Source organism: Micromonospora sp. NPDC005367 (genome assembly GCF_040606825.1).
Classification (GTDB): Bacteria; Actinomycetota; Actinomycetes; order Mycobacteriales; family Micromonosporaceae; genus Micromonospora.
This window is the reverse complement of the sequence record NZ_JBEXFP010000012.1, coordinates 16,739-28,906: the sequence shown is the minus strand read 5'-3', so window position 1 is coordinate 28,906 and position 12,168 is coordinate 16,739. Positions and strand designations below refer to the sequence as shown.

At 71.1% G+C, this 12,168-nt stretch carries 11 protein-coding genes; 6 read left to right on the top strand and 5 right to left on the bottom strand.

Annotated features, from left to right (window positions below):
• Positions 1-54 precede the first annotated feature (54 nt).
• The 3 genes from ABZS42_RS11195 to ligD (ABZS42_RS11185) all read right to left on the bottom strand — a co-directional run bounded on the left by ABZS42_RS11195 (position 55) and on the right by ligD (ABZS42_RS11185) (position 3,251).
• A complete protein-coding gene (locus tag ABZS42_RS11195; protein ID WP_355144054.1) occupies positions 55-978 on the bottom strand; it encodes a GNAT family N-acetyltransferase in 924 nt (307 codons plus the stop codon).
• A gap of 427 nt (positions 979-1,405) precedes the next feature.
• A complete protein-coding gene (gene ligD, locus ABZS42_RS11190; RefSeq protein WP_355144052.1) occupies positions 1,406-2,320 on the bottom strand; it encodes a non-homologous end-joining DNA ligase in 915 nt (304 codons plus the stop codon).
• Positions 2,310-3,251: a non-homologous end-joining DNA ligase gene (ligD, locus tag ABZS42_RS11185; RefSeq protein WP_355144050.1), complete on the bottom strand. Its 942-nt coding sequence runs from the start codon at positions 3,249-3,251 to the stop codon at positions 2,310-2,312. Before ligD (ABZS42_RS11185) ends, ligD (ABZS42_RS11190) begins: the two co-directional genes overlap by 11 nt.
• An 84-nt stretch (positions 3,252-3,335) precedes the next feature.
• Between ligD (ABZS42_RS11185) and ABZS42_RS11180 the strand changes: the two genes are divergently transcribed.
• The 5 genes from ABZS42_RS11180 to ABZS42_RS11160 all read left to right on the top strand — a co-directional run bounded on the left by ABZS42_RS11180 (position 3,336) and on the right by ABZS42_RS11160 (position 8,000).
• A complete protein-coding gene (locus ABZS42_RS11180; protein ID WP_355144048.1) occupies positions 3,336-4,370 on the top strand; it encodes a Ku protein in 1,035 nt (344 codons plus the stop codon).
• Positions 4,371-4,459: 89 nt separating this feature from the next.
• Positions 4,460-5,140, top strand: a complete 681-nt coding sequence (locus tag ABZS42_RS11175) for an FKBP-type peptidyl-prolyl cis-trans isomerase (RefSeq protein ID WP_355144046.1) — start codon at positions 4,460-4,462, stop codon at positions 5,138-5,140.
• Positions 5,141-5,331: 191 nt separating this feature from the next.
• Complete coding sequence (locus ABZS42_RS11170; protein WP_355144268.1) at positions 5,332-6,156, top strand: hypothetical protein; 825 nt, start codon at positions 5,332-5,334, stop codon at positions 6,154-6,156.
• A gap of 80 nt (positions 6,157-6,236) precedes the next feature.
• Entirely contained in the window at positions 6,237-6,890 is a 654-nt protein-coding gene (locus ABZS42_RS11165) for an HAD family phosphatase (RefSeq protein WP_355144044.1), read from the top strand.
• A gap of 96 nt (positions 6,891-6,986) precedes the next feature.
• Positions 6,987-8,000 carry an NADPH:quinone reductase gene (locus tag ABZS42_RS11160; RefSeq protein WP_355144042.1) on the top strand — a complete coding sequence of 338 codons (1,014 nt, stop codon included), beginning with the start codon at positions 6,987-6,989 and terminating at the stop codon, positions 7,998-8,000.
• Between the two features lie 186 nt (positions 8,001-8,186).
• Here the strand turns inward: ABZS42_RS11160 and ABZS42_RS11155 are convergent, their stop codons facing one another.
• A complete protein-coding gene (locus ABZS42_RS11155; protein WP_355144266.1) occupies positions 8,187-9,821 on the bottom strand; it encodes a fatty acid--CoA ligase in 1,635 nt (544 codons plus the stop codon).
• Between the two features lie 98 nt (positions 9,822-9,919).
• Between ABZS42_RS11155 and ABZS42_RS11150 the strand changes: the two genes are divergently transcribed.
• Entirely contained in the window at positions 9,920-10,411 is a 492-nt protein-coding gene (locus tag ABZS42_RS11150) for an NUDIX domain-containing protein (protein ID WP_355144040.1), read from the top strand.
• Between the two features lie 57 nt (positions 10,412-10,468).
• On the opposite strand, the gene ABZS42_RS11145 is transcribed toward ABZS42_RS11150, so the two are convergent.
• On the bottom strand, positions 10,469-12,145 hold the full coding sequence (locus ABZS42_RS11145) for an MDR family MFS transporter (RefSeq protein ID WP_355144038.1): 1,677 nt from the start codon (positions 12,143-12,145) through the stop codon (positions 10,469-10,471).
• Positions 12,146-12,168: the final 23 nt, after the last annotated feature.

Sequence of the window (12,168 nt, the reverse complement as noted above, 5' to 3'; positions counted from 1 at the left end):
GCGCCGGGCCGGCGGTCTTCCCGGCCGGTGCACCCGCGCCCGTTCACAGCTGCCTTAGGAGCGGCGGAGCAGGTGACGGGCTCGCCGGCCGGCGTCGGCGAAGCCCAGCCGCCGGTACAGCTCGCCGGCCGGGTTGTCGTCGTTGACGCAGAGCCAGGCCTCGCGCGCCCCGTCGGCGGCGAGCGACCGCAGCACGCTCGCCACCAGGTACGCCCCGACCCGCCGCTTCCGCCACGCCGGTACCACCCCGACCTGGTCGATCCAGGTGCCGACGATGTTGACGAAGCCGACGGCCTCTCCGTCCGGGCCTCGGGCCAGCAGGGACAGGTCCGGCCGGTACTCGTCGTCCTCGCGCAGCTCCCCCAGCCACTCGTCGGCCTCGGGTGCTACGAAGCCCGGTCGGTCCGCGAACGCCGCGCAGTAGGTGGCGAAGAGGTCCGCCCCGGTTTCGGCGGTCACCGGCTCGGTGACCACGGTCTCCGGCCGCGCCACGGCCGGCACGACGTCGAGGTGGTGTCGCAGCACCGACTCGGAGAAGGTCCGGTGCAACCCGTGGGCCGTGAAGAGCCGCTCCGCGGCGGCGCTCCACGTCTCGGTGGTCAGCAGCAGGTCGGCGTGGCCGGCCCGCTGGTCGGCCCAGCTGATCAGTCGGGTGCCGAGTCCTCGCCCGCGCCACCGCGGGTGCACAAGCCCGGTGGCGGTGGCCGGTCCGTGCGGAACGGTGGTCGGCGGCGCGGTGTCTCCGACCCCGACGGCGGCCGGTGGCGCGGTGTTTCCGGCGCTGACCGCGGCAACGAGCCGGCCGTCGTGCCAGGCGCCGAGCGTGTGCGACTGGAGCAGGCGCGCCCGCAGCAGCGGCTGCCGGGCGAACAACGGCAGGCCGCCGTCGGCCGCGAGGCATGCCTCGGCCAGCCCGGTCAACGCCGCCAGGTGTTCCTCGTCGAGCTCGCCCCAGCTGAGGGTGTCCGTCGGTTCCACGTCGTCCTTCTCACCGGTCGGGAAGGCCGCGTCGACCGCGCGCCCGGTCGCAGTAGGCGACGCGAGCGGTTCAGGTGTCAACCGGATTCGCGCCCAGCGCAAGCCCATCACGGAACGCGAGCCCATCACCGAACGCGAGCTCATCACGGAGCGCGAGCCCATCACGGAATGCGAGCTCATCACGGAATGCGACTTCAGCGCCGTCCACGGCCCACCCACTCCAGACGCTTTGCTCTGCACCCACATACGCACCAGACACGTTGAGTGATCGCCCATAGGATCCGTGCCGGTGCGGGGCGTTCCCATACCCGCAGGTCCAGACGGTGGCGCGTATGAGGGTGCAGAGCAAAGCGAGCGAAGTGCGGTAGCAGTCCGCGGCCCGCCCGGTTACGCAACGTCACTTAGAGCCGACGTCACGATGAGTAACTCAGGCGTCGGGCAGTTCGGGACCGCCGTCGAGCAGTGGGGCCAGCAGATCACCTGACTTGTCCACCCGCCTGAGCACCTCGTCCGCCGTGTACGGCTTCGCTGCCGGCCGCTTACCGGCCGCGCCCGCCTCGACCTCGTCCCAGGTCAGCGGCGTCGACACCGAGGGCACCGGCTGAGCCCGCAACGAGTAGGGCGCGACAGTGGTCTTCGCCGCGTTGTTCTGGCTCCAGTCGATGAAGACCTTCCCGGGCCGCAGGTTCTTCGCCATCTTCGACACGACGATCTTCGGCTGGTCCCGCTCCAACTCCTGGGCTATCCGCTTCGCGTACGCCGACACGTCGTCCGCGGATTGCCGGCCGGCGATCGGGCAGCAGAGCTGCATGCCCTTCTTGCCTGACGTCTTGGGGTAGCTGTCGATGCCGTCCTGGGCCAGCCGGTCGCGCATCGACAGCGCCACCTGGCAGCACTGCTTCAGCGCCGCGGGCGCTCCCGGGTCCAGGTCGACGACCATCATGTCCGGGTGCGCACCGACCTTCCACTGCGGCGTGTGCAGCTCCAGCGCGGCGAGGTTGGCCAGCCAGACCAGGGTGGGCAGGTCGTCGGCGACCACGTAGTCGATGGTCTCCCGTCCCTTGCTCGAACCGGGCGCGGGCAGTGTCTCCGTACGCACCCAGCCGGGGGTGGCGGCCGGGGCGTTCTTCTCGAAGAACGAACCCCGATCGACGCCGTTCGGGAAGCGGATGCGGGTCAGCGGCCGGTCCCGCAGGTGCGGCAGGAGCACCGGGGCGATCCGGGTGTAGTAGTCGATCACCTCGCCCTTGGTGAACCCGGTGGCCGGGTAGAGCACCTTGTCCAGGTTGGACAGCTCGAGCGCGCGCCCCTCGACGTCCACCCGCAGCCGGTCAGCCGGCATCGTCGACCTCCTCGGCCGGTTTGTCCGGTCGGAGCCGGAGCACCCGCGGGAAGCGCAGCCGCCCGTCCGGGGTGCGCTGGCCGTACTTCACCTCCACCACGATCCGTGGTGTTACCCAGATCGCGCCACGGGCATCCTCGCGGGGCACGTCCCCGGCGAACGGTGAGTCCGGCGTGCGCAGCGGCTCCAACTCGGCGAGGAGTTGTCGTTCCAGGCCGGCCCCGATCCCGCCGCCGACCCGGCCGCGATAGGTGAGCCGGCCGTCCGGGCGCGGAACCCCGACGAGCAGCCCGCCGATCTTCCGCGCCCCCGGGCGCCATCCGCCGATCACGAAGTCCCCGGTCACCTCCAGCTTGACCTTCACCCAGTCCGGCGAGCGCACCCCGGCCCGGTAGGCGGCGCCGAGCCGCTTGGCCATCACCCCCTCCAGGCCGTGCTCGGCGGCCGCCTGGTAGGTCGCCGGGCCGTCGGAGAAGACCGGCGGGACGGCCCAGCGGGCACCGCCCAGGCCGAGGCCGTCCAGGGCCGCGCGCCGGCGTTCGTACGGCCAGCCCGTCAGGTCCTCGCCGTCGTGGCGGAGCAGGTCGAAGATCATGTAGGTCACCGGCATGACTGCCGCCAACCGAGCGGCCTTGTTCCGGTCCCGTACGTGCATCCGCTCGGCGAGCGCGGTGAACGAGGGTTGCCCCGACTCGCCGAGCAACACCACCTCGCCGTCGAGCAGGGCGTCGTCCACCTGCTCGTGCAGCGTGCCCAGCTCCGGGTAAGCCACGGTGATCTCCACGCCGGAACGTGCGTACAGGTGCTGCCGGCCGCCAGTGATGTCTGCGAGGGCTCGGACGCCGTCCCATTTGAACTCGTACGCCCACCCGGCACCAGCCGGGAGCTGCCCGGTCATCGCGAGCATCGGCTTCAGCGGCGCGCCGGGCACCTTCTGACTGTAGTTCGCGGCCGAAGTCCTCGCGCCCGCTTCGATCCTTTGCGATCCTGAGTTTTACCGGGGAGAGGAGCCGACATGCGGGCCATCTGGAAAGGAGCGGTCTCGTTCGGGCTGGTCTCGATCGCGGTCAAGCTCTACTCCGCCACCGAGGAGAAGGACATTCGCTTCCACCAGGTGCACCGGGAGGACGGCGGACGGATCAAGTACAAGCGCACCTGCTCGATCGATGGTGAAGAGGTCACCTACGACGACATCGCCAAGGGGTACGACATCGGCGGCGGCGAAATGGTGATCCTCACCGACGAGGACTTCGCGGACCTGCCGCTGAGCACGTCCCGTGCGATCGACGTGCTGGAGTTCGTGCCGGCCGACCAGGTCGACCCGATCCTCTACAACAAGGCGTACTTCCTCGAGCCGGACGGTTCGGCCACCAAGCCGTACGTGCTGCTGCGGGACGCGCTGCTCGACTCCGAGCGGGTGGCCATCGTCAAGGTGGCGTTGCGCCAGCGGGAGCAGCTCGCCACCCTGCGCGTACGCGAGGGTGTGCTGCTGCTCAACACCATGCTCTGGCCGGACGAGGTGCGCAGGCCCGACTTCGGTTTCCTCGACGAGGACCTCAAGGTCCGTCCGCCGGAGCTGGCGATGGCCAGTTCGCTGATCGACTCGATGACCGGCGACTTCGAGCCGGATGTGTTCACCGACGACTACCGCGCGGCGTTGCAGGAGGTCATCGACGCCAAGGTGGAGGGCCGGGAGGTGGTCCAGCCGGAGGAGGTCGAGGAGGCCCCCGCCGCCGCGGTCGACCTGATGGCCGCGCTGAAGGCCTCCGTGGAGCGGGCCCGCTCGGCGCGGGGCGAACCGGCCGGTGGCGGACGGCCCGCCGAGCCGACTCCGATCTCGGCAGCCCGTTCGGCGCAGAAGAAGGCGGCGGAGAAGAAGGCCGCCAAGGCGCCGGCGAAGAAGACCGCCGAGAAGAAGTCCGCCGAGAAGAAGGCCCCCCCGAAGAAGACGGCGGCCAAGAAGGCAGCCCCGAAGAAGGCCGCCGGGGCCGAGAAGAAGGCCGCCCCCAGGAAGACGGCAGCCAAGAAGACCACCCGCAAGACCGCCTGAGCGCCCCCGGCGACAGATCTGTCGACTCCGGGGTGGGCACGGAAGGCGTTGGGGCGGGTACCGTGTGCGTCGGCTGTCCCCCGGCACCGGTGCCGGCCACCCAACTCTTCCCAGGGAGTCGACGAGTGAGCGAGCGGACCCAGAACCGGTCGAAAACGGAGCGGCGGCTGGCCGCCCAGCTGGCCGCGCAGAAGGCGGCCGAGGCGAAGCGCCGCAGGCAGGCGTGGCTCGGCGGGCTTGCCGCCCTGGCCGTGGTCGCGGTGCTGGTCACCGTCTTCGTGCTCGTCAACCCTGGGGGCGACGACAAGTCCGCCCCGCAGGCCGGCGCCACCCCGTCCGCGGCCGCGGACGGTGAGCAGGCCCCCGCCACCCCCGCCGCCCCGCAACTGCCCGAGGGCTCCGACCCGGCGCTGGGCACCGCGCCGAAGGTCACCGCCGGCAAGGGCGAGTTGAAGAAGCTCACCGTCACCCCGCTGATCAAGGGCACCGGGCCGGCGGTCAAGGCCGGTCAGACGATCACCACGAACTACGTGGGCGTGCTGTACAAGGACGGCAAGGAGTTCGACTCCTCCTGGAGCCGGGGCGAGCCCGCGAGCTTCCCGATCGGCGTCGGCCAGGTCATCCCGGGCTGGGACCAGGGCCTCGTCGGGGTCACCGTGGGCAGCCGGGTGCAGCTCGACATCCCGTCCGAGCTGGCGTACGGCGACGACGCCGCCAACGGCGTCTCCGGTCCGCTGCGCTTCGTGGTCGACGTGCTGGCCGCGCAGTAGCCGGTCGGCATACCGGTTCGTCCCGATCCGTCAGCTAGTGGCGATGCAGTTCCCCACAGAGGTCTTCCAGCCCCTTCCTCACGTCCAGTAGGTTCCGGGTCACCCTGGGCACGCACGCCCGGGGTCGACTCGGACGCGACGTGGAGGTACCCGTGACGGCGCTGGACGTCCCCGGGCGGACCGCTCGGCTCATGTGGCGGCACTACGAACCGGTACACATGGTCACCTACTTCCATCCGCGATCACGAGCCGCGTACGAGGCGGCCGGGCTTCGCGGGTACTGGCGGGGCTACTTCGCCGGCCGGGCCGCTCCGCTCGGCGCGACCGACGCCGCCCCGGTGATCGCCGCGTTCTACACGTTCGCTCCACCGACGGTGAGCCGGGCACTGCCCGCCGTGTGGCGGCTGGCCACCCCGCAGGAGGCGTTGCGGGCCCGGCTCACCGGTGCGGTGCAGGCGTTGGCGGAGTTGACGTACGAGCTGCCCGAGACGCATCTGATCGAGGTTGCGGACCTGCTCGAGAAGGCGGCCGGCGAGGTGGAGCCCGGTGGCCGGGTGCTGGGCGCCGCCAACGCCGCCCTGCCCGCCGGCGAGTACCCGCTGGCCCGGCTCTGGCAGGCCGCCACCACCCTGCGGGAGCACCGGGGCGACGGGCACGTAGCCGCGCTCGTCGCCGCCGACCTCGATCCGGTGGAGACGCTGGCCTGGCGGGTCGCGGTCGACATGCCGGCACAGAACCTGCTCGGACGGGGCTGGACCGAGGAACAGTGGCAGGCCGCCCGCGAGCGGTTGACAGAGCGGGGTTGGCTCACGCCGGACGGGCAGCCCACCGAGCGGGGCCACGCCGCGTTCCGGGCGGTCGAGGACGCGACCGACGTCGCGGCCGCCCGCCCCTGGCGGATCCTCGGCGCGGACCGGGTCGAGCGGCTGTGTGAGCTGCTGTACCCGATCGCCAATGCCTGCCATTCGGTCGTGCCGCCGCAGAATCCGGTCGGCCTGCCGGAGCTGGCCGGCTGATCGCTCGCCCGGCCGCGCCCGGTCGGGGACGCTCGGCACACCTGGCTTGCCGATCAACGACGATCGGGCAGGATGGGGGCGTGGTGGATGCGGTGATCTTCGACCTGGACGGCGTGATCGTGGACTCGGAGCCGGTCTGGGAGGAGGTCCGGCGGGCGTACGTGGCGACACACGGCGGCACCTGGCAGCCGGACAGCCAGCGCCGGCTGATGGGGATGAGCACCGGCGAGTGGGCCCGCTACCTGAGCGACGAGCTGGGTGTGGCGCGTACGGCCGAGCAGGTGGCCACCGAGGTGATCGACGAGATGACCCGGCGGTACGCGGAGCACGTACCGCTGATCGACGACGCCGACGAGGTGGTACGCCGGATGGCCGCGCGGTGGCCGCTGGGCTTGGCGAGTTCCTCACCGACCCGGCTGATCGCCGCGACGCTCACGGCGACCGGGTTGACCGACTCGTTCCGCACGACGCTCTCCACGGAGGAGACCGCCCGAGGCAAGCCGGCGCCGGACGTCTACCTCGCCGTGGCGGAGCGGTTGGGGGTCGACCCCACGCGCTGCGCCGCGGTGGAGGACTCGTCGAACGGGGTGCGTTCGGCGGCCGCCGCCGGTATGCGGGTGGTGGCGATCCCGCACGGGTCGTACCCGCTGGACGGGGACGCCGCCGAGCTCGCCGCCGTGACGCTCGGCTCGGTCGACGAACTGACGCCAGAGGTGGTGGAGCGGCTCTCTTGAACCGCCGCCCCGGCAGTGCCGACCGCCTACGGTCGGTGCATGGGGCGGTAGGTGCGCCAGAGGTTCCGGAACAGGGCAGGTCAGGAGGAGACGGCGATGAAGGCGATCGTGTACGAGCGCACCGGCGACCCGTCGGTGCTTCAGCTGGTCGATCGGCCGGTGCCGGAGCCCGGCCCGGGTGAGGTCCTGGTGCGGGTTGCCGTCTCCGGCGTGAACCCGACCGACTGGAAGGCCCGGCGGCACGGGCCGATCCCGGGTGGGTGGCAGATCCCCGGGCAGGACGGCGCCGGGGTGGTCGAGGCGGTCGGCGAGGGTGTGGACCAGCAGCTGATCGGCGAGCGGGTCTGGATCTGGGAGGCCGCCTGGCAACGGCCGTGGGGCACCGCCGCCGAGTACACGGTGGTTCCGGTCCGGCAGTCGGTGAGCCTGGGTTCCGCCTCGTTCGACCTGGGCGCGTCCCTCGGCATTCCGTTCCTCACCGCGCACCGCTGCCTGACCGTCGGCGAGTACATGCCGCAGAAGCTGCACGCCGGCGCGCTGAGCGATCACACGGTGCTGGTGCAGGGCGGGGCGGGTGCGGTGGGCAACGCCGCGATCCAGTTGGCCCGTTGGGCCGACGCCTGCGTCATCGCCACGGTAAGCAGCGCGGAGAAGGCGCAGCTCGCGGCGGCGGCCGGCGCCAGCCACGTGATCAACTACCGTGAGCAAGACGTGGTCGAGGAGGTCCGCAAGATCGTGCCCGACGGGGTGCACACGATCGTCGAGGTCGCTCCCGCGGTGAACGCGGCCACTGACGCGCAGGTGCTGCGCAACGGCGGCGCGATCTGCGTCTACGCCAACGAGGGCGGTGACGAGGTGACCGTTCCGATCCGTCCGTCGATGATGCCGAACGCCCGCTGGCAGTTCGTGCTGGTCTACACCGAGCCGCAGGTGGCGAAGGCGCACGCGGTCCGCGACGTCTGCGCTGCCGTCGTGCAGGGCGCGATCCGGGTGGGCCCGGAGGCGGGTCTGCCGCTGCATCACCATTCGCTGTCCGCGGCCGCCGCGGCCCATCAGGCGGTGGAGAACTCGGTGGTCGGAAAGGTGCTGATCAGCACCAGTGAGCAGTGACGACGCGCGTTGAACGGATTTCTCCGTCATCGGGACGGAGGCGAATAACTTTCGCAATAATGGCATTGCGGGTCGCCCCGCGTGGAACGGGCGGCCCCGGCGCGGTGCGAACGCCGGGGCCGCCCCTGGGGAGGCAGGTCTGCGAGAGTGCACTCCCTCTGACAGGCGTCGGCCCGTGCAGAAACGTTACTGAGGACTCAGCTCCCGTACGGTGAGTTCACCGTCGGCGTACCGCGAACGGACGACCTTCTTGTCGAACTTGCCGACGCTCGTCTTCGGCACCGCGTCGATGAAGGCCCACCGCTCCGGCAACTGCCAGCGGGCCACCGACGCGGAGAGGAAGTCCCGCAGCTCCTCGGCGTCGACCGAGGCGCCCTCCCGGACCACCACCGTCGCCAGCGGACGTTCGTCCCAGCGTTCGTCCGGCACCCCGACCACGCAGGCTTCGAGCACGGCCGGGTGCGCCATCAGGGCGTTCTCCAACTCGACTGAGGAGATCCACTCCCCACCCGACTTGATCACGTCCTTCGCCCGGTCGGTGAGCGTGATGAAGCCGTCCGGCGAGAGCATCCCCACGTCGCCGGTACGCAGCCAGCCGCCGCCGAACTTCTCCTCGTCCGGGGTGTCCTCGCCGACGTACCGTGCGGTGACCCACGGCCCGCGGACCTCGAGCTCCCCCACGGACGTGCCGTCGGCGGGCATCGGCTTCCCGTCCGGCCCGACGATCCGCGCCTGCACCCCGGCCGGGATCCGCCCCTGCGTGTAGCGGTAGCGCCAGGCCTCCTCGCCGGTCGCCCCGGCGGGCGGTCGGGAGACCGAGCCCAGCGGCGACATCTCCGTCATGCCCCAGGCGTGCACGACCTGGATGCCGTACCGCTCGGCGAAGGCGCGCATCAACGCCGGCGGGCAGGCCGAACCGCCGACGATCACCTCCTTCAAGGAGGAGACGTCCCCCTCGTGGGTGTCCAGGTGGTTCAGCAGATCGGCCCAGATCGTGGGCACCGCGCCCGCCAGGGTGGGCCGCTCGGCGGCGATCATCTCGGCGATCGGCGCGGCCTGGAGGAAGCGGTCCGGCATGAGCAGCGAGGCGCCGGAGAGGAACGCCGCGAACGGCAGCCCCCAGGACATCGCGTGGAACATGGGCACGATGGCCAGCTCCCGGTCGGTCGGGCCGAGACCGAACCCCTCCGGCATGCAGACCTGGAGCGAGTGCAGGTAGATCGAACGGTGCGAGTACGCCACGCCCTTCGGGTTGCCGGTGGTGCCGGAGGTGTAGCAGAGCGCCGCCGCGTCCCGCTCGTCCACCTCCGGCCAGTCGTACGTGTCGGGGCGGCCGGCGAGCAGCTCATCCCACCGGTGCACGACGATCCGGTCACCGGCCGCCTCGACGAGCGGTGCCGGATCGCCGCCACCGACCACGACCACGTGCCGCACGGTGGTCATCGCCCCGATCGACCGGGCCAGGAGCGGGATCAGTGTGGTGTCGACCAGCACCACCCGGTCCTCGGCGTGGTTCGCGATGTAGGCGACCTGGTCCGGGAAGAGACGGATGTTCAGGGTGTGCAGCACGGCGCCCATGCTCGGCACCGCGAAGTACGCGACCAGGTGCTCGTTGTTGTTCCACATGAAGGTGGCGACACGCTCGTCGCCGGTCACGCCGCACTCGGCGCGCAATCCGTGGGCGAGGCGGGCGGCGGCCCGCCCGACCTCGGCGTACGTCATCCGGTGGGGCATGGCGCCGGTCCACGTGACCGACTCGGCCGTGCCGTGCACGGTGGCGCCGTGGTCGAGGATCCGGGAGACCTGGAGGGGGGCGTCCATCATCGTGCTCCGCATGGGTGACAAATTAGTGTCGCCGGTCACACCTTGGGAACCCCGGAAACCCGCCTGCCTCCGGCGGCGACTCGTAGATTGTCCGGGTGAGCATCTCCTGGGCCGATTCGTACGTGGGTCAGCTGCGCGCCCTGGCCGGGGACCGGACGCTGATGTTCGTCGGGGCCCGCGCGGTGGCGCGGGACAACGCCGGTCGGGTTCTGCTGATCCGGCGGTCGGACAACGGCCAGTGGGCGATGCCGGCCGGCGCGATGGAACTGGGTGAGTCGATCGCCGACTGCGCGGTACGCGAGGTGCGCGAGGAGACCGGGCTGCGGGCACTTCGGGTGTGCGCCTTCGCCCTCTACACCGGGCCTGACCGGACGCACACCAACATGTACGGCCACACGTACCAGATCTTCACGACCGCGTTCCGGGTGGAGGAGTGGGACGGCACGCTGTCCCGGGTGACCGACGAGACCACCGACGCCGGCTTCTTCCACCGGGAGCAGTTCCCGTCCCCGCTCTCCCCTTCGGTCCTGGAGACCCTCGCCGATCTGGACGTCTTCGAACAGACCAACCGCCTGATTCTGAAGTGATCCGCCGCGCCCGGTCGCGGCCCGGCCCGGGTTCGCTGTCCTGAGCCGGGCCGACAGTCAGATCATCGTCTGGGAGTTGGCCTCCATCTGGGCGGCCGCCTGCTCCTTCGACTCCTTCGACAGCGGCTTACCGCCGGCCGCCGGCGCCTTGCCGCCGAGCGGGTCGGCACCGCCGGTGGCGCCCTGCGGGCCGGCGCCGCGCAGCTGGGCGTTCGGCATGGTGACGGTGACCAGCACGGCCACGATCGCGATCAGCCCGGCGGTCAGGAAGACCGGGTGCAGCGCCGCCACGAACGCTTCCTGGATCGCGGCACGGACCGGGCCGGGCAGCGCCATGATGGTCGCCGGGTCGTTGATCGAGATGCTCGTCCCGCCGGCCGCCTCCGCGGCGGCCCGCTGGTCGGGGGGCAGCTGGGCGAGCGCGCCGGGCAACCGGCTGGCCAGTCCGGTGGCGAGCCCCGACGAGAGCACGGTGCCGAGGATGGCCACCCCGAACGAACCGCCGAGCGACCGGAAGAAGGTCGCCGAGGAGGTGCCGGCCCCCAGGTCCCGGACGGAGACCGCGTTCTGCACGGCGAGGATCAGCGACTGCATGCAGAGCCCCAGCCCGACGCCGATCACCACCATGTAGAGGAAGGCCAGCCAGATCGTGGTCGCGACCTGCAGCTGAGTGAAGAGCAGCATGCCGACGACCAGCACCACCGAACCGGCGACCGGGAACCACTTGTACCGCCCGATCCGGGTCATCGCCCGCCCGGTGAGGATCGAGGTGCCGATGATGCCGACCATCATCGGCAGCATCAGCAGACCGCTCTGGGTCGGCGAGGCGCCCTTGACGATCTGGAGGTAGAGCGGGATGAAGATGATCGACCCGAACATCACCAGGCCGATGATGAAGACGGCGGTGTTGGCCAGCGCGAAGGTACGCAGGCGGAACAGGTGCAGCGGCAGGATCGGCTCGGCGACCCGCCGTTCCTGGAGCACGAAGAGCGCGCTGAGCACCGCTCCGGCCACGATGAGCCCGATGATCACGCCGGAGCCCCAGGCGTACTCGTTGCCACCCCAGCTCAGCGCCAGCAGGATGGAGCTCACCCCGGCCACCAGCAGCGCCGCGCCCAGCCAGTCGACGGTGCGCTCCCGCTGCTCGAACGGGATCAGCCGCATCACGTGGTAGCAGACCACGATGGCGACGAGGGCCAGCGGCACGTTGATGTAGAAGATCCACCGCCAGTTCGTCTCGGCGAAGTACCCGCCGACCAGCGGGCCGGCCACCGAGGCGATACCGAAGACCGCGCCGAAGAGACCCTGGTAGCGGCCACGTTCCCGGGGCGAGAGCACGTCCGAGATGATGGTGAACGCGAGCGTGATCAGACCGCCCGCGCCCAGGCCCTGCACGCCCCGGGTGAGGATCAGCTGGGTCATGTTCTGTGACAGCCCGGCCAGCAGCGAACCGACCAGGAACGCGCCGATCGCGAAGAGGAAGACCGGACGGCGGCCGTAGAGGTCGGAGATCTTGCCGTACAGCGGGGTCGACGCGGTCGAGGCGAGCAGGTACGCGGTCACCACCCACGAGTAGTGGCTGATCCCGCCGAGCTCGCCGACGATGGTCGGCAGGGCTGTACCGACGATGGTCTGGTCGAGTGCCGCAAGCAGCATGCCGGTCATCAGGCCGATCATGAGCAGGCGAATCTGCCGGCTGTTCAGCGCGGTTGCGGCTGGGGCTTCGCTGGTCACCCGCCCTTCTTTCCCGGCGTACG